Below are 17,669 nucleotides of genomic sequence, written 5' to 3'. Positions count from 1 at the left end.
CTCCCCAGTCCCCAGTCCCCATCATCTAGTACAAATATGGGTGGGGTCTTCAGCCCTTTCTGCGTATTCCAAACCTTGGGCTAAACGCCATGCAAAAATGGCAGGTAAACCTTTTTCGATGATGGCTGCACAGGTTTTTTGATAGTCGTAAGTTACTTCTCGTAAACTCACTGCTTGAGTATCCGTGTCATAAATTACATATGTAGCATTGGGTCGTCCATGTCTAGGTTCTCCGACTGAACCTACATTGACAATTCGCTTGATAGGAGTAGAAAAGTTAATTTCCTTCTCTTCTACTCCTGTACTTTGAACACGGACTTGCAGACTACCTGCGTCCAAAGTACGGACATAGGGTACATGAGTATGTCCGCAAAACAATACATCTGCATCTGCGGAAATTACTCTTTCTAAGGCGGCAAAAGCGTCAAGTTCTGGTAATAAATATTCATGGTTACTTTGGGGACTACCATGAACGAAAACCAAATTATCTTGACCTAAGCCGTGGGGTAGTTTGGCGAGAAATTCCTTATTTTCGGGATAGAGTTCTTTATATGTCCATTCGTGGGCTATTTTGCCGCGTTTTTCAGCTAATAGTGAAGGGTAACTACAGTCACAGGAGTTTAAGCCTTCTACAATATCTTCATCCCAACAACCAGCACAAGTAGGAATATCTAGAGAATGAATTTGTGTAATTACTGCATTAGGATATGGCCCGTATCCGACTAAGTCACCTAGACAAAAAATCTTTTCGGCTTTTTGTTGGTCAATATCTAACAAGACTGCATCTAAGGCTTCATAGTTACCATGAATGCAAGACATGACTGCTATTTTCACTCTATAGTCTCCTCAATTAAAATTTGTCTTACCTGTTGTTGGTATTGTGCGATCGCAGTTTCTGATAAATAGCAATCTTCTAAGGTTTGCCTCATGGTAGACTCGTCTAAGTTCTCTCCTAATACCTCAATACCACTAAATCTTTGCGGTCTACCTTCCAAGTGGCGTGGTAAGTCTAGTTCCAGAAAATCGATTGTTGGTACACCTGCAACAAAATCTGCATATAGCACCCGGCCATCAGCGACATCAAAAATCCCCTTGGCGCGACTAACAAAACCATAAGCACCATGAGTTACTTCGTACCAAAACTCTCGTAAACTGTCTTCATCAATCACTTGGCCACTACTGGGAACACGCCAAAGCTTATTGGCGGTAATATTAGGGTCAATATCTGCACCTTTAATAATTTTGTCTGCCCAAGCATGATACTCAGAATCCTGAAGTTTTGGCGGCAGGATAGCCAAGGCTTGGTAAGATAAACCATCTAATATTTTATGGATACTGCTTAATTCCAGATAAAACCCCAATTCTATATAGACAGTCTCGGCTGTTGTTAATTGGTGCAGAAACTCAACTTCTTGCCCATCCTGAAAAACTTGCACATGGGGAAATTCCGCAGCTAGGCGCGTCTGGTCAATGGGAACATTTCCCGTACCAGGACTAAAATAAATTATATTCTCACTAGCTGTGAGATTCTGCATCTGTTGGCAAATCCACGTTGTTTTGCCACTGCCAGCCAGTCCACCAACAACAGTTATATTTAGTACCTTCATTGCTCAATGATAATCATTTTCATGCTTTTTGAAAAGCAGTAGTCATTAGTCATTAGTCATTGCACTTCTCTGCGTTCTCTCCGTTCCCTGCGGGACGCAGAGCGTGTCGTAGACGACTAAGTGCAGTGACCAGGCTAGCTAGGCATTGGGCATTGTATTTTCCTTCCCCTGCTCCCCCTGCTTTCTTATCATCTATCACCTGTCCCCAGCCTTTCTTAATAAAACACTAGCAACAAGCACACTAAAATCTCTACAATAAATCCCTGGTTGACTTAAAAAACTATAGTTGTAATTATGACGAATCAAGCTCCTATCCCGGTGATTGTGAATGGTGCGGCTGGCAAAATGGGTCGTGAGGTGGTGAAGGCGATAGCAGAATCACCCGACTTAAACCTTATGGGTGCAATTGACCACAGTGCTGAACATCAAGGTAAAGATGCGGGAGAATTAGCAGGTTTAGCAGAACCTTTAGAAATACCTATCACTAACCAATTAGAACCAATGTTGGGTTATGTGGCTGGGGAAAGACAAGGGCCTCCTGGGGTGATAGTAGACTTTACCCATCCTGATTCAGTTTACGATAATGTGCGGAGTGCGATCGCCTATGGGATTCGTCCTGTGGTTGGGACTACGGGGTTAAGTCCAGAACAACTGCAAAGTTTGGCGGATTTTGCCGAGAAAGCTAGTACAGGTTGTTTAGTGATTCCCAACTTTTCCATTGGGATGGTACTGCTACAACAAGCCGCCGTCACCGCTTCCCGATATTTTGACCATGTAGAAATTATCGAACTGCATCACAACCAAAAAGCCGATGCGCCCAGTGGTACAGCCATTCAAACTGCTCAATTACTCGCAGAACTAGGTAAAACATTTAACCCTGCGGTTGTGGAAGAAACGGAAAAAATTCCAGGGGCTAGAGGTAGTTTAGCTGAGGAAGGGATTAGAATACATAGTGTGCGCTTGCCTGGACTGATAGCCCATCAAGAAGTAATTTTTGGCGCACCTGGGCAAATTTATACTTTACGCCATGATACTAGCGATCGCGCTTGCTATATGCCAGGAGTCTTACTAGCAATTCGCAAAGTTTTACAGTTAAAGTCATTAGTATATGGATTAGAAAAAATCCTCTAACCCCAACTCCCAACTCCCAACTCCCAACTCCTAACTCACCACTCCCAACTCCTAACTCCTAACTCATTACTCAGCACTCAGCACTCAGCACTATTATGCTTGTCCCACTGACTCGCCAGAAATTTGAACAACTCATCCCCCTAATTGCCACTGGCCCACAGTACAAGTATTATTGGGGGAAGTTTGCCAATTTTTTACAGCGACTATTAATTTCTGTCGTTGTTCTAGTTGTAATATTGCTTGTCCGAGGAGTGTTTAAGCTCGATTTTTTCTTTATATTTTTCCTGGGAGTAATGGGTGCGCTGTTCTGGATGTGGTATCCAGCATTTCAGGCTAGTGTCCGTAATATAAAATACCGCCGTTACAAATATAGCGGCTTTTTTCGGGGTCGGATTCTTGATTGGTGGATTACAGAAAAACTCATTGGTAAACAAGAAACCGTTAACAGCAAAGGCGAATTAGTCATTGTCGAAAACCGGGAAAAACGCATTAACATCGAAGTTGGCGATGACACGGGATTTAGCGTCGAGTTAGAAGCACCACTGCGTCCTTTTCATAAAGAAATTACCCGTGGACAGATAGCCGAAATGATTGTCATGTCAAATCGTCCAGATTTGAGCAGCATTGAAGACTATAGTGATGTTTTTGTTCCCAGTCGTAACATCTGGGTGGGTGATTATCCTTACATCAGAAGAGAGTTTTTTGATGAAGTTAGCGATCGCTTACGTGAAAAGCGACAACCGAGAAAACAAAAATCTCGCCGTCCTCGTCCGAGAATGGAATGAGTGATGAGTTTTGTTAGCGGAAGCGCGGCGTTTAGTCGGTGCTGCGTAAAGTTATTGCGATCGAGTTTGTAGTAAGGACTTTAGTCCTTCTTTTCGGACTAAAGTTCTTACTACAAACCTTTAATTATTTACGCCGTTCTACGTAGTTGACTGAAAATAAACTTTGAGATGATATACAAACTCTGAAGTATTTTCAAAGTGAATATTATGTGCAGAATTATTGATGATTTTTAGTTGGGATGCTCGGCAAATTTGAGCCATTTCTTTATTAATATCTATAAATTTAGCATCATTTTCACCTACCATTAAAAGTAAAGGAATTTGATTGTTTTGCAACTTATCCCATAATGATGGTTGGCTACCAGTTCCCATAAATTGCAACGATTTAGTTAATTCTTTAGGATTATTTTGCAGTCGGCTTTCTAACATTCTATTAAATTCTAGATGATTTTTCATAGAACCAAAAATTGGTTGATTGTACCAATTAAACAAAAAAGCTGCAAAATCAATTTTAGATGCACTTCTAGCTAACTTTCTAGCTATTTGAGCATCACGTTGAATTCTTTCTATTTGTTCCGCTTCTGTTGCTAATCCTGGGGAAGCTGATTCTAATATAACTTTATAAAAACTCTCAGGAAAATTTAGAGTTAAATATAAAGCCAATCTACCACCCATTGAATAACCAACTAAGAAGCATTTAGGAATATTTAATTTATCTAGTAAGCTAATAATAGCTTCTGCCGTTTTTGGCATTGTATAATAGTTGTCTACTCCTGAGACTTGAGTATTTCCATGTCCGGGTAGGTCAAGTATTAAATAGGAAAAATTATCTGCTAGTAGTTTTATAGTGGCATCAAATTCATGAATATTACCCATAAATCCATGCAAGAAAAGGATTAAATGTTTGTCTGTGTTAGTAGTTAAAGAATAGTTAAAATGATAATTTTCTGAAATCATAAATTAGTTAATACTTAAGAAGTATTAGGACTGAATTTATTCATACAAAGTTTAAGGGAACTATGAGAAAAATCAGCTTGTTCATTGCTTCTAGCCTTGATGGATACATTGCTAGGGGATCAGGAGAGGTAGATTGGCTATTTACAGATCAAGATTATGGTTACACAGAGTTCTTTACCCAAGTTGACACATTAATTATGGGTCACAAGACATATCAACAGGTTTTAAGTTTTGGAGATTACCCTTATCAAGAGAAGGAAGTTTTTATATTTTCTAGAACAGAACAAGGTGAAACAGATAATCAGGCAAAATTCGTCAGTAGTGATTGGGAAGGCTTTATTAATACATTACGTCAATCAAGTGGTGGGAATATTTGGTTAGTTGGCGGAACACAAATAATCTATTTTTTCTTGCTAAAGGGTTTTATTGATGAATTAATTCTTTCAATACACCCAATTATTTTGGGAAGCGGTAGGCAATTAATTGTGAATGACTCTAGTCTCGAAACTATGCTGATTTTGCAAGATGTAAAAAGCTTTGATTCTGGACTATTGCAAGTTACTTATACTTTTAAAAGGAAAAATACAGAGATAACAGACATATTTGTTTAACTATGTCTGAGATTTTAAGGTAAAAATCTATCTAAAGCAGCTTTAAGTTGTTTGATTTCTAAGTCTATGTCACCTTCTTTTGCAGCTCTAGCGATGCACTCAGTTAAATGTTCATCTAGTACGATTCTTGCGACTTTATCTAATGCACCTCTAACAGCTGCGATTTGTAATAAAACATCAGGGCAAGGGGTATTCTGTTGCACCATTGTTTTGATACCTCGAATATGTCCTTCAATCCGAGATAACCGATTGACAATTCGCCGTAAAGATTCTTCGCTATGGACGTGAGGATGAACTGACTCTCCTTGTGCATCAGTATGAGCTATATGTCCATCCTCTACATCATGACTGTGTATGTGTTCGGTAGACTGGGATACAGGCAAAGATTCTTTAGTTAATCGGTTTGAGCCGTTCATAGTTTGTTGAAGCACTGGTGATATTAAGATCCTAGCTTAATAGTGGGAAGAAAAGAGCAGGGGAGCAAGCTAGTCCCTAATCCTCAAGCAATTGGTAAAACCGAACCTGTTAAGGGGAAATTGCCATAATAGCTATTAGGTTAAGTATTCTATTAACTTAAGTTACAGGTGGCTCGTGTCATAGCCTCCTTAAAACGATAGGCTGACATAGCGAAACTTGCAGATGAGAGCCAGCGTCAATATTCAAGGATTATCTTCACTATCTGCCAAAATAACTTTAGATAGAGTTGTCACCATCAAGTAACAATTAGGCTACTAGATTAGGTTGTGAATATGCGATTTACTAAATTACCCCGGTCTATACGCCAACTCGGTACTCATGTATTAGCCATCATTCTAGGAGTTGCGCTAACATTCAGTTCTTTGCGTGTTTTACCTTCCCAAGCTGAACCTGCACCCAGTTCTAGTACAACTGTGGATGTGCCAGAATTAATTGCTCAAAGACAACCACCATCTGCAAATACTGTAGGTAACAGTAGTTTTGTGACAGCAGCAGTGAATCGTGTGGGATCAGCCGTGGTTAGGCTGGATACAGAACGCACAATCACCCGTCGTGTCGATCCATTTTTTGATGATCCTGTGTTCCGCAGATTTTTTGGTGACAGTTTTCAAGGACAATTACCGTCTGAACAATTGCGGGGTCTAGGTTCTGGTTTCATTATTGATAAGAGTGGCTTAATTTTAACTAATGCCCATGTGGTGGATAAAGCCGATCGCGTGACTGTCAGACTAAAAGATGGTCGCACCTTTGATGGCAAAGTTCAAGGTATTGATGAAGTCACAGATTTGGCTGTGGTGAAAATCAACGCTGGGAACAGTTTACCTGTTGCGCCTTTGGGTTCTTCTACTAATGTACAGGTAGGAGACTGGGCGATCGCAGTTGGGAATCCTTTAGGTTTTGATAATACCGTCACCTTGGGTATTGTCAGCACCCTTAAGCGTTCTAGCGCACAAGTTGGTATTTCTGACAAGCGGTTAGATTTCATCCAAACTGACGCGGCTATTAATCCAGGTAACTCTGGCGGCCCCTTGCTAAATGACAGAGGCGAAGTAATTGGGATTAATACAGCGATTCGTGCTGATGCGATGGGTATTGGCTTTGCTATTCCTATTGATAAAGCTAAAGCGATCGCAGATCAACTGCAACGGGATGGTAAAGTTGCTCACCCCTATTTAGGTGTGCAGATGGTAACTTTAACACCCGAATTAGCTAAACAAAATAACACTGATCCTAACTCTGCTTTTACTATCCCAGAAGTTAACGGTGTTTTGGTGATGCGAGTTATACCCAATTCCCCGGCTGCTAAAGCTGGTATTCGGCGCGGTGATGTGATTATGCAAGTTGATGGACAAGCTATCACTAAAGCAGAACAGTTGCAGAATGTTGTCGAAAATAGTCGCCTGGGTCAAGTTTTACAGGTGAAAGTACAACGCGGTAATCAGGTACAACAGTTAGCTGTACGCACGGCTGAGTTACAAAATGCTTCTTAGGGAGTGTTGTTAGCGGTAGCACGGCGTTTAGGGAACACCAAAATATAAATTATCCGCAATTGATGGTTGGGTAGGGTGCGTCAGTGCTATAGAACCTAACTATACTCAGAATTTATTCATACTGACGCACCCTACAGTTTGGATATTTTTTTATCTGGAAGTCCCTGAGCCGGTGTTGAGTTAAAAAGCTAATAGTTTTTCTCCTCTGCTCCCCTAATTTACTATCTTTGAACGAAATTTGTTTTGAGTTTGGGGGTATGTTTTGGCGTATCCCTAATTTTTTTCGTAGATTTGAGATTGGCAAGAATTCTAAAATCAACTGATGCTATATAGACGATTCGGACGCACAGAACTGCAAATGCCGGTATTTTCCTGCGGCGGGATGAGATACCAATATAAATGGCAAGATGTTTCCCAATCAGATATTCCTGTGGATAATCAGGCTAATTTGGAAGCCACTATTCGTTATGCAGTTGAGTTGGGAATTAATCATATTGAAACTGCCCGTGGATATGGTAGCTCAGAAATGCAATTGGGGAAAGTATTGCCTAAGTTTCCCCGCGAACAGTTGATTGTACAGACAAAAGTCTCTCCTGTGGCAGATGCAAAGCAATTTCGCAAGACTTTTGAACAATCACTGCGCTATCTTCAGTTAGATTATGTAGATTTGCTGGGACTACATGGTATAAATAACAGTGAAACATTGGATTATAGTATCCGTCCTAGTGGCTGTTTAGATGTGGCGCGACAGCTACAAGCAGAGGGTAAAGTGCGGTTTGTGGGTTTTTCCACTCATGGTGCGACAGATGCAATTATTGATGTAATTAATACTAATGAATTTGATTATGTAAATTTGCATTGGTATTACATTAATCAATGGAATTGGCAGGCGATCGCAGCTGCAACAGATCATGATATGGGTGTATTTATTATTAGTCCTTCTAATAAAGGAGGATTGTTATATAATCCGCCACAGAAATTAGTAGATTTGTGTGCGCCTTTGAGTCCGATGGTGTTTAATGATTTGTTTTGTCTGAGTCACCCACAGGTGCATACATTAAGCATTGGTGCAGCTAAACCCCAAGATTTTGACGAACACTTGAAAACATTAGAATTACTAGACAGAGCCTCAGAGATTTTACCGCCAATTTTGGCTAGGTTGGAAGAGGAAGCGATCGCTACTTTAGGAGAAGATTGGGTAAAAACTTGGGAAACTAACTTACCACAATGGCAAGAAACCCCAGGAGAGGTTAATATGCGGGTGATTTTATGGTTGTGGAATCTGGCAACTGCCTACGATTTAGTAGACTATGCCAAAATGCGTTACAACCTGCTGGGTAACGGTAGTCACTGGTTTCCTGGTAAAAAAGCCGATAAATTAGATGAACTAGACTTGCACCCATGTCTCATCCACAGCCCCCATGCGGATAAAATTCCCCAATTTTTGGCGAAAGCCCATCAAATGCTAGCGGGTGAAGAAGTGAAACGGCTATCGAAGAGTTAGGGATTTCTCACTAAAAAAATATCCCATCACTAAGGTAAGCAAGGGGGTAGGGGGCAGAGGAAAAATATTATCACATGAGTAGGTGGGATAATTTATGTTCTGGAAATCCCTTAGATGAAATTCCTGAATCAATTAAGCGACAGCATAACCTGTATAGGGACGCAACTCAGGCGGACGAAAGCCTAGTACAATATGCTCTTTAGGGATTCCAGCCCGTTCTAAATCTGCGGCAATCCCCTCTTCTGTGCCATCTCTTTGAATCCAAATTTTACTATCTATTAGGTCAACATGAGCCAAACAGCCATGTACACGGCGATCGCCATCCCAACCTACATCCATCCATAAATAGCGATCACGGGTACGATCAAATATAACTTCAGATTGAATAGGAGCATAGGAATATGGCAGGGCTGCATATTCACTCAATACCCTTTCAATCACTTGACGATAATAATCTAATTGGGAACTATCCATTCCTTGATCTCCTCCTGCTTAGGATCAAATGCAATTAATTTTAATCGCCGATTTTTGAGTAATAGCTTACCTATGGGTTCTTCAAACAAATCTTCCACCACGCTAGTAGCAACAGCTAAATATAACTCCCTTTCTGGCTCTAACTCTGCTAATACATCTTGATACAATACATATTGTCCCAAAGCTTTCTCTAGATCATCAATATCTGAGCGACCTGTAAAGCTTTTAATCTCTACTGCAATTTTGTGATCTAGCTTTTGCGCCGCCAACAACCGAGTTGCACCTAAATCTATATAAAAATCTTTCTTGCCTAATTTCAGCGTCAATGGATCATGAGTAATTCTCCATTTTTCTTTAATTAGGGCATTTTTTACGGTGTTATGGTAAAAGTCTTTAGCTGGCATATCAAAAAAGATTTTATTTGTGAAAGCGATCGCAAAAACAAGAGTAATTTTCACCGTCAACAGTTAACGTTCATTGCCATAATTTCCTCGTGGGACTACCAATACCTTATCCACGCGATTACCGTCCATATCCATCACTTCGATTCGCATCCCCTCCCATTCAAAATGATCGGCGGCGGCGGGGATGCGGCCTAAATGGGTAATCACAAAACCTCCTAGGGTTTGGTAGCTACCTCGTTCCTCAAATTCTAATTCCTTCATCCCAAAAAGTTCAAAGAATTCTTCTACAGCTATCATCCCGTCTACTAGCCAAGAACCATCTTCTCTTTGCACCGCTTGGGGTTCATACTCTCCGGGGCTAGCTGGAACATCCCCAACGATTTCGCTCATAATGTCATTGAGAGTTAATAACCCTTGAATCACGCCGTATTCATCGACAATCAAAGCCATGTGAGTTGCAGTTTGCTTGAATAACTCCAAAACTTTTAAACCACGGGTGCTTTCTGGGACAAATACAGGTTGACGTAATCCTACCGTTAAGTCTATGTGTTCTCCGCGAAAACTCCTGGAAAGCAAGTCGGTGACTGGGATAATACCCAATACATTGTCCAGTCCTCCTTGACAAACTGGGTAACGAGAATAAGTATTTTCGCTTAACTTTTGCCGATTCTCTTCTTGTGAACCGTCTAAATCTAACCAGACAATATCAGGACGGGGTGTCATAAAGGATATGACAGAGCGATCGCCTAGACGAAAAACTCGCTCTACCATATCCTGTTCTGCTTCTTCAAAAGTTCCCGCCTCTGTACCTTGTTCAATGAGGATTTTAATTTCTTCTTCAGTAACTGACGGTTCTACAGAAGGGGCGATCCCCAAAACTCGCAACACCATCTCTGTAGAAGCACTGAGTAAATATACTACTGGAGAAGCTAATGCTGCTAAGGCTCGCATGGGAATAGCAACAACCGCCGCAATGCGTTCTGGGTTGTTTAACGCCAAACGTTTCGGCACTAGTTCACCGATGATCAAAGATAAATACGTAATAATCAAAACTACGATCCCAAAGGATATTTGTTCACTATAAGCTGCTAAAAAAGGTATGCGTTTTACATACATGGCTAGGCTGTTGGCAATTGTCGCTCCCCCAAAAGCACCAGTCAGGATACCAATGAGGGTAATACCGACTTGAACAGTAGACAGAAAATTATTCGGAGATTCTGCTAACTTCAGTGCGACCCTTGCCTTAGTATCGCCTTGATTAGCAAGCTGTTGTAGCCTAACCTTCCTCGCTGAGACGATCGCCATCTCAGACATCGAAAACACACCATTCGCAATAATTAGTACGAGAATGATTAAAATTTCAAAGGACATATTATAAATTGCCGCTATTCAAAAGCGAAACTAGCTTCATCATTAGTATGTAGTATTAAAGTTTCTCTGATAAATGTTTAGCTATACATAAAAATAGTAGTTTTTGTCAGAACAGACAAAAAATCAAAACATCCATTTTTTACTTTTACCTTGCGATTCCCCACCCCCTCGACGACTAACACCACTTAAAATGGTGGACATAGCCGTCACTATACCTTCTCAATCTACAAAGACTTCCTCCGTTAGTTGAACTTATGGCATTTTCTTCTATTGTGCGTGCCTTGGCGCGATCGCCACTCAGCACTGAGTTACTTTCTAAGTTAAATCGTCAACAAGATTTGCGCTTAAATGGCATCTCTCGTCTACCTAAAGGCTTAGTCGCTTCGGCATTAGCACAAAATTCTCACAGGAATTTATTGGTAGTTTGTGCCACCTTGGAAGAAGCCGGACGCGCTTACGCACAGTTAGAAGCAATGGGATGGCAGACTGTACATTTTTACCCCACATCTGAAGCTTCTCCCTACGAACCCTTTGATCCTGAAACGGAAATGACCTGGGGACAGATGCAGGTTTTGGCGGATTTGGTTAAGAGTCAACAATCAACAGTCAACGGTCAACAATCAACAAGCAACTCTCAACAATCAATAGTCAACTCTCAACAATCAATAGTCAACTCTCAACAATCAATAGTCAACTCTCAACAATCAATAGTCAACTCTCAACAATCAACAAGCAACTCTCAACAATTAAATAAAATCGCAGTAGTAGCTACTGTTGGGGCGTTGCAACCACATTTACCGCCACCAGCAGCTTTTACTCCCTTATGTCTCACCCTGAAGCGGGGGATGGAATTTGACCTGGATATTTTCAGTGAAAAAATTACTCGTTTGGGGTATGAACGCGTACCGCTAGTAGAAACAGAAGGACAGTGGAGTCGGCGCGGTGATATTGTGGATGTCTTTCCAGTATCTTCGGAATTGCCAGTCCGGTTGGAATGGTTTGGTGATGAAATTGAGCAAATCCGGGAATTTGACACCACAACTCAACGTTCTGCCCTTGACAAAATTGCACAGATTACTCTCACCCCTACTAGCTTTACTCCCATCATCTTAGAAGCACTTAAAGATAGTGCTGAGTTCCGAGTGCTGAGTGCTGAGTTGAATTCTGACTCAGCATCGGCTGAACGCATCGCTACCGCTAACAGCGAGAAGTTGCAAGGAGGGTCTCCCTCCGGGCAAACTTCGGTGACTCAACACTCACTACTCATAGAAGGTAGCCGTCGTTTTTTGGGTTTAGCTTTTGAAAGACCCGCTTCAATACTGGATTACTTACCAGAGGATACCCTAATTGCCATTGATGAGCCAGAACAATGTCATGCTCATAGCGATCGCTGGGTGGAAAATGCTGAGGAACAATGGTCACTGGGAACGGGAGAATATGAACTAGGAAAACTACAATTACCCAAGATTCATCGGTCTTTTGATGACTGTCTAGCTGATGTCACGAGATTTAAAACTTTATATTTATCAGAACTAGCAGAAGAAAATAGCGGGATGAATTTAGCTAGTCGGGCTGTACCAGTTACGCCGCACCAATTTGCAAAACTGGCGGACACGCTACGCCAAGAACGCGATCGCAATTTCTCGATTTGGTTAATTTCTGCTCAACCTTCCCGTTCTGTCTCCCTCTTACAAGAACACGATTGTCCAGCGCAGTTTATTCCCAACCCCCGCGACTACCAAGCCATTGACAAGCTGCAAATCAACCATATCCCCATAGCTTTGAAATATTCGGGACTGGCGGAACTGGAAGGTTTTATTTTACCGACTTACCGCTTAGTAGTCATCACTGACCGGGAATTTTTTGGACAGCATTCCTTAGCCACACCTAGCTACATCCGCAAACGGCGCAAAGCTGCATCTAAACAAGTTGACCCTAATAAACTGCGTCCTGGGGATTATGTCGTTCACAGAAGTCATGGGATTGGCAAATTTGTTAAGTTAGAAAGCCTGACAATTAACGACGAAACCCGTGATTATATAGTGGTACAGTATGCTGACGGTACTTTGAGAGTTTCAGCTGACCAAGTAGGCTCATTATCCAGATTCCGCAGCACCGGAGATAAAGCCCCAGAACTGCATAAGATGACGGGTAAAGCTTGGGAAAATACCAAGAACCGTGTCCGCAAAGCCATCAAGAAATTAGCGGTAGACTTACTGAAATTGTACGCCGCGCGATCGCAACAACAGGGTTTTTCTTATCCCCAAGATATGCCTTGGCAAGAGGAAATGGAAGATTCCTTCCCCTACCAACCTACAACCGACCAGCTAAAAGCGGTGCAGGATGTCAAAAGAGATATGGAAAGCGATCGCCCAATGGATCGTTTAGTTTGTGGTGATGTCGGTTTCGGGAAAACAGAAGTCGCCATTCGCGCCATTTTCAAAGCCGTCACCTCCGGTAAACAAGTCGCCTTACTCGCACCAACTACCATCCTCACCCAGCAACACTACCACACCCTCAAAGAACGCTTCGCCCCTTACCCCGTGAATGTCGGCTTACTCAACCGCTTCCGCAGCGCAGAAGAACGGCGGGATATTCAAAAGCGTCTAGCCACAGGTGAATTAGATATAGTCGTCGGGACACACCAACTTTTAGGCAAAGGTGTGAGTTTCCAAGACTTAGGACTGTTGGTAATAGACGAAGAACAAAGATTTGGGGTAAACCAGAAAGAGAAAATTAAAAGCCTGAAAACCCAAATTGATGTCCTGACTCTCTCCGCCACCCCAATTCCTCGCACCTTGTATATGTCCTTATCGGGGATTCGGGAAATGAGTTTAATTACCACCCCACCCCCCACCAGACGACCAATTCAAACTCACCTCTCCCCCAGAAATCCAGACAGCATACGTAGTGCAATTCGTCAAGAACTAGATAGAGGCGGACAGGTATTCTATGTAGTCCCAAGAGTTGAAGGAATTGAAGAGACAACGGCAAATCTACGGGAGATGATCCCAGGGGGAAGATTTGCGATCGCTCACGGTCAAATGGACGAAAGCGAATTAGAATCAACCATGCTCACCTTCAGCAATGGTGACGCAGATATCCTAGTTTGTACGACAATTATTGAATCAGGTTTAGATATCCCCCGCGTCAACACCATCTTAATTGAAGACGCTCACAGGTTTGGTTTATCGCAACTATACCAATTACGTGGACGGGTAGGACGTGCAGGGATTCAAGCCCACGCTTGGTTATTTTATCCCAAACAGCGAGAGTTATCTGATGCCGCACGGCAACGTTTAAGGGCGATTCAGGAATTTACACAACTCGGTTCTGGCTATCAGCTAGCAATGCGCGACATGGAAATCAGGGGTGTGGGTAACTTGCTAGGTGCAGAACAATCCGGTCAAATGGAAGCGATCGGCTTTGATTTGTATATGGAAATGTTGGAAGAATCGATTCGAGAGATTCGCGGTCAAGAAATACCCAAAGTTGACGATACCCAAATTGACCTCAACCTCACCGCCTTTATCCCTGCTGATTATATTCCTGATATTGATCAAAAGATGAGTGCATATCGTGCGGTAGCGGCTGTGAAATCCAAAGAAGAATTAACGCTGATTGCAGCTGAGTGGAGCGATCGCTATGGTAGTTTACCAGTCCCCGCCAATCAACTATTACGGGTAATGGAACTCAAACAAATAGCGAAAAAATTAGGATTTAGCCGCATTAAACCAGAGAACAAGCAGCACATTGTTTTAGAAACCCCAATGGAAGAACCAGCTTGGAATTTACTTGCAGCAAACTTACCAGAACATCTGAAAACCCGCTTTGTTTATTCTCCTGGTAAGGTAACTGTACGCGGTTTAGCCGTGTTGAAAGCAGACCAACAATTGCAAAGTTTAATCGATGCTTTAGGGAGAATGCAGGGAGCGATGCTTACAGCAAGCAGCTAGCGTCTACGCAGAAACTGCTGTTGTTTAAACAGTCAGTTACTGAGGAGTTTTTCTATGAATCTTAAACTTTACTTGCATATGCAGGAGATAAATAATTATGGCTTCTATTACAATTGATATTCCCGATAGTCAATTACAAAAGTTACAAGAAATAGCCAGTTTCCACGGTATTTCTCTTGAGGCTTTGTTAAGTGCCAGTATAGAAGAATGGTTAAGTGAGGAAAAAAGCGATTTTACTATCGCAGCAAATTATGTGCTGAAAAAAAATGCTGAACTCTACCGACGTTTGGCATGATGCGTTATTTATCATTATTGGAAGTATTGCATCTACATCGTCAAATTGTTGAGCAATCAGGAGGAAAATTAGGAGTTCGTGATTTAGGTGGTTTAGAATCTGCCATAGCTCAACCTCGCATGACATTTGGCGGTGAAGATTTGTATCCCAGCGTAATTGATAAAGCTGTTGCTTTAGGCTTTTCAATTATCATGAATCATCCATTTGTTGATGGCAATAAGCGCACTGGTCAAGCTGCAATGGAAACTTTTATGATACTAAATGGAATTGAAATTAGTGCTGCTGTTGATGAACAAGAGCAAATTATCTTAGCAGTAGCATCAGGTAATTTAGGTCGAGATGCACTCGTCGAATGGTTACGGCTGCATACTATAGATTAATCTGGCAAATCGCAGAGGCAGATGTTGTTTAAGTAGTAGATTAGGATTAATCTTCAAGTAAAACTATATGTCAAACTTACTGAGCAGAATTACAATTAATCCCAAACAATGCGGCTGTCGCCCATGTATTCGAGGGATGAGAATTAGGGTGTCAGATGTATTAGACTTATTTGTTGCTGGACTTAATGCAGAACAAATATTAGAAGAAATGCCTGTTCTAGAAGCAGATGATCTCAAAGCAGCACTACTATATGCTTCGCGGAAACTCAATCATCCAGTGTTAGTAGCATGACAATCTGGATATAGGTTACAAGAGATTTTAATTGCTACTTTGCCAAAAGCATTAAAGCTTTTGCGAACAGGTGAAAAGTTAGTTTAAATCAGTGAAGAATAGGAAAGGTAGTCGCCAATGGTACAGACACCAACCAAAACTTTGACATTAGAGGAGTTTCTGAAGCTACCAGAAACTAAACCTGCAAGTGAGTACATTAATGGTCAGATTATTCAGAAATCTATGCCACAGGGTGAACACAGTACAATTCAAGGTGAATTAATTATTACCATCAATGGAGTCACTAAGCCGCAGAAAATTGCGCGGGCATTTCCAGAGTTACGCTGCATTTTTGCAGGACGTGCGATCGTTCCAGATGTAGCCGTGTTTCTGTGGGATAGAATTCCTCGCAATGAAAATGGGGGTATCGCCAATATTTTTGCACTAGCACCCGATTGGATAATTGAAATCCTCTCACCTGGACAAAGCCAAACGAAAGTCATTGCTAAAATATTGCATTCCTTGAAAAATGGAACTCAAATGGGTTGGCTAATTGACCCCACGGAAAGAGTAGTATTTGTATATTTTTCCAACCAGCCACCAGAATTATTTGATCAGGCAGAGCAGTTAATTCCTGTGCCATCTTTTGCCATTGATTTACAGCTTACGGTAGGAAATTTATTTGGTTGGTTATTAGAGTAGAAAGTCAAAAAGAAAATATAGGTTCTCAATATGCAAATTGAAAAACGTTTAAAAAATCATTACAAACGCTGGAACATTGAATTATCTCAGGAAGAAGATTTCTTAAAATACAAGAATAGATTAATTAAATTACTCAATGAATTAATAGGGAATTATATAGTTTTAAATCCAGATATTGATAAGTATTTTACTGAAATATTTAACATTCATAAAGCCGATAAACCTATCATAAAAAAATCGCAGGCAGTTTACCAAGCACTTGTACCAGATACAATTAAGGCTTTACAATCTAACTTTGAGTATACAGAAAAAGGGTTTGGCGATACCAATGTATATAAGTGCGTTAATGATTGCAATACTCCAAAAGAACTAGCTACAGTTATACAATTTATTTTCTGGGTTCTAGAAAATAAATATGAGGAAACGCGAGATATGGTTTCAAAGATAGTAGGAGAAATTAAGAGATTGTCTATATTAACACCCAGTGTTAGTTTTCAAATTTACAAAAAACGTAAGCAAGTAATTGTTTATCCCTACGGTGAGCCTTTTTTGGATAAGGGTATTATCGATTGTGTTATTTCTGGACTGGAAGATTATCCCAAAGTCGCTGAATATTTTGAAATAGCACTTACAATTTACCAAAGTGGTGAAACAAGTCAATACAGGAACTTGCTTGATAATCTACGCTTTGCTCTTGAGCAACTTCTGAAGAAGATTTTGAATAACAATGCCCCATTAGAAAAGCAGAAAAATACGCTTGAAAATATGTTTAGAGAGAAGGGCTTACATCCTCAAGTGTTGAACTTGTATAAGGAGCTTTTATTTAATCAATACTCACGTTACCAGAATGAAGCTGTTAAGCACAATGAAGCGTTTTCAGTAGATGAAATAGAGTTTATGATTTATCTGACTGGCAACTTTATACGTCTGATACTTCAGCTTGCAAAACAAGATAAAAATATCGCAGAGTAAGTACAAAGTAATCAAGTGAAAGATGTTTCACAGGTGTATGAAAATCAGAGCAATTATTCATCCAGCAGAAGAAGGTGGCTATTGGGCAGAAGTTCCCGCGCTTCCCGGTTGTATTACTGAAGGCGACACGATGAAAGAGGTGATGGCTAATTTAAAAGATGCGATTGAAGGTTGGCTAGATGTTGCCAACAGTTGTAATGTAATTGAATCAACAGATAAAGTTGTCGAAATTGCTGTATGAAATCTATTTCTGGCTTTCTAGCAAGCAGCTTTGATCACCAC

19 protein-coding genes are annotated in these 17,669 nt (G+C 41.0%); 12 read left to right on the top strand and 7 right to left on the bottom strand.

Going from position 1 to position 17,669, the window contains the following annotated elements:
- Window positions 1-21: 21 nt before the first annotated feature.
- Complete coding sequence (locus VB693_RS12505; RefSeq protein ID WP_323266557.1) at window positions 22-834, bottom strand: metallophosphoesterase family protein; 813 nt, start codon at window positions 832-834, stop codon at window positions 22-24.
- A complete protein-coding gene (locus VB693_RS12500; protein ID WP_323266556.1) occupies window positions 831-1,607 on the bottom strand; it encodes a GTP-binding protein in 777 nt (258 codons plus the stop codon). The genes VB693_RS12505 and VB693_RS12500 overlap by 4 nt, the downstream gene beginning before the upstream one ends.
- A gap of 294 nt (window positions 1,608-1,901) precedes the next feature.
- Between VB693_RS12500 and dapB the strand changes: the two genes are divergently transcribed.
- Complete coding sequence (gene dapB / locus VB693_RS12495; RefSeq protein ID WP_323266555.1) at window positions 1,902-2,738, top strand: 4-hydroxy-tetrahydrodipicolinate reductase; 837 nt, start codon at window positions 1,902-1,904, stop codon at window positions 2,736-2,738.
- A 95-nt stretch (window positions 2,739-2,833) separates the two neighbouring features.
- Complete coding sequence (locus tag VB693_RS12490; protein ID WP_323266554.1) at window positions 2,834-3,523, top strand: phosphate ABC transporter permease; 690 nt, start codon at window positions 2,834-2,836, stop codon at window positions 3,521-3,523.
- A 138-nt stretch (window positions 3,524-3,661) separates the two neighbouring features.
- On the opposite strand, the gene menH is transcribed toward VB693_RS12490, so the two are convergent.
- Window positions 3,662-4,480, bottom strand: a complete 819-nt coding sequence (menH, locus tag VB693_RS12485; protein ID WP_323266553.1) for a 2-succinyl-6-hydroxy-2,4-cyclohexadiene-1-carboxylate synthase — start codon at window positions 4,478-4,480, stop codon at window positions 3,662-3,664.
- Between the two features lie 62 nt (window positions 4,481-4,542).
- Here menH and VB693_RS12480 point away from each other — a divergent pair, with 62 nt between their 5' ends.
- Window positions 4,543-5,091, top strand: coding sequence for a dihydrofolate reductase family protein (locus VB693_RS12480; protein ID WP_323266552.1), 549 nt, complete (start codon window positions 4,543-4,545; stop codon window positions 5,089-5,091).
- A 14-nt stretch (window positions 5,092-5,105) separates the two neighbouring features.
- Here VB693_RS12480 and VB693_RS12475 read toward each other — a convergent pair whose 3' ends face one another.
- Window positions 5,106-5,507 (bottom strand): metal-sensitive transcriptional regulator, encoded by a 402-nt coding sequence (locus VB693_RS12475; RefSeq protein ID WP_323266587.1) that lies wholly within the window; start codon window positions 5,505-5,507, stop codon window positions 5,106-5,108.
- 333 nt (window positions 5,508-5,840) lie between these two features.
- On the opposite strand from VB693_RS12475, the gene VB693_RS12470 reads away from it, so the two are divergent.
- Window positions 5,841-7,058 carry an HhoA/HhoB/HtrA family serine endopeptidase gene (locus VB693_RS12470; protein WP_323266551.1) on the top strand — a complete coding sequence of 406 codons (1,218 nt, stop codon included), beginning with the start codon at window positions 5,841-5,843 and terminating at the stop codon, window positions 7,056-7,058.
- A 322-nt stretch (window positions 7,059-7,380) separates the two neighbouring features.
- On the top strand, window positions 7,381-8,562 hold the full coding sequence (locus tag VB693_RS12465; RefSeq protein ID WP_323266550.1) for an aldo/keto reductase: 1,182 nt from the start codon (window positions 7,381-7,383) through the stop codon (window positions 8,560-8,562).
- A gap of 132 nt (window positions 8,563-8,694) precedes the next feature.
- Here the strand turns inward: VB693_RS12465 and VB693_RS12460 are convergent, their stop codons facing one another.
- From VB693_RS12460 to VB693_RS12450, 3 genes are read right to left on the bottom strand one after another with little or no spacing between them, the layout of a single operon-like run.
- Complete coding sequence (locus VB693_RS12460; RefSeq protein ID WP_323266549.1) at window positions 8,695-9,036, bottom strand: XisI protein; 342 nt, start codon at window positions 9,034-9,036, stop codon at window positions 8,695-8,697.
- A complete protein-coding gene (locus tag VB693_RS12455) occupies window positions 9,018-9,494 on the bottom strand; it encodes a XisH family protein (protein ID WP_323266548.1) in 477 nt (158 codons plus the stop codon). The genes VB693_RS12460 and VB693_RS12455 overlap by 19 nt, the downstream gene beginning before the upstream one ends.
- A gap of 9 nt (window positions 9,495-9,503) precedes the next feature.
- A complete protein-coding gene (locus tag VB693_RS12450) occupies window positions 9,504-10,811 on the bottom strand; it encodes a hemolysin family protein (RefSeq protein ID WP_416233389.1) in 1,308 nt (435 codons plus the stop codon).
- A 254-nt stretch (window positions 10,812-11,065) separates the two neighbouring features.
- On the opposite strand from VB693_RS12450, the gene mfd reads away from it, so the two are divergent.
- The 7 genes from mfd (at window position 11,066) to VB693_RS12415 (ending at window position 17,628) form a co-directional block, all read left to right on the top strand.
- Window positions 11,066-14,767 carry a transcription-repair coupling factor gene (mfd, locus tag VB693_RS12445; RefSeq protein ID WP_323266547.1) on the top strand — a complete coding sequence of 1,234 codons (3,702 nt, stop codon included), beginning with the start codon at window positions 11,066-11,068 and terminating at the stop codon, window positions 14,765-14,767.
- Between the two features lie 97 nt (window positions 14,768-14,864).
- The gene (locus VB693_RS12440) at window positions 14,865-15,062 is read left to right on the top strand and encodes a DNA-binding protein (RefSeq protein ID WP_190699084.1); all 198 of its coding nucleotides are present in this window, start codon (window positions 14,865-14,867) and stop codon (window positions 15,060-15,062) included.
- Window positions 15,059-15,442 carry a type II toxin-antitoxin system death-on-curing family toxin gene (locus VB693_RS12435; protein WP_323266546.1) on the top strand — a complete coding sequence of 128 codons (384 nt, stop codon included), beginning with the start codon at window positions 15,059-15,061 and terminating at the stop codon, window positions 15,440-15,442. Before VB693_RS12440 ends, VB693_RS12435 begins: the two co-directional genes overlap by 4 nt.
- A 67-nt stretch (window positions 15,443-15,509) precedes the next feature.
- Window positions 15,510-15,734, top strand: coding sequence for a DUF433 domain-containing protein (locus VB693_RS12430; RefSeq protein ID WP_323266545.1), 225 nt, complete (start codon window positions 15,510-15,512; stop codon window positions 15,732-15,734).
- Between the two features lie 117 nt (window positions 15,735-15,851).
- Complete coding sequence (locus VB693_RS12425; protein ID WP_323266544.1) at window positions 15,852-16,415, top strand: Uma2 family endonuclease; 564 nt, start codon at window positions 15,852-15,854, stop codon at window positions 16,413-16,415.
- A 30-nt stretch (window positions 16,416-16,445) separates the two neighbouring features.
- Window positions 16,446-17,387: a hypothetical protein gene (locus VB693_RS12420; RefSeq protein ID WP_323266543.1), complete on the top strand. Its 942-nt coding sequence runs from the start codon at window positions 16,446-16,448 to the stop codon at window positions 17,385-17,387.
- 37 nt (window positions 17,388-17,424) lie between these two features.
- Entirely contained in the window at window positions 17,425-17,628 is a 204-nt protein-coding gene (locus VB693_RS12415) for a type II toxin-antitoxin system HicB family antitoxin (protein ID WP_323266542.1), read from the top strand.
- Window positions 17,629-17,669: the final 41 nt, after the last annotated feature.

Source organism: Anabaena sp. UHCC 0399, assembly GCF_034931465.1.
Classification (GTDB): Bacteria; Cyanobacteriota; Cyanobacteriia; order Cyanobacteriales; family Nostocaceae; genus Trichormus; species Trichormus minutissimus.
The sequence above is the reverse complement of the archived record's forward strand: the minus strand, read 5'-3'. Positions and strand labels throughout refer to the sequence as shown.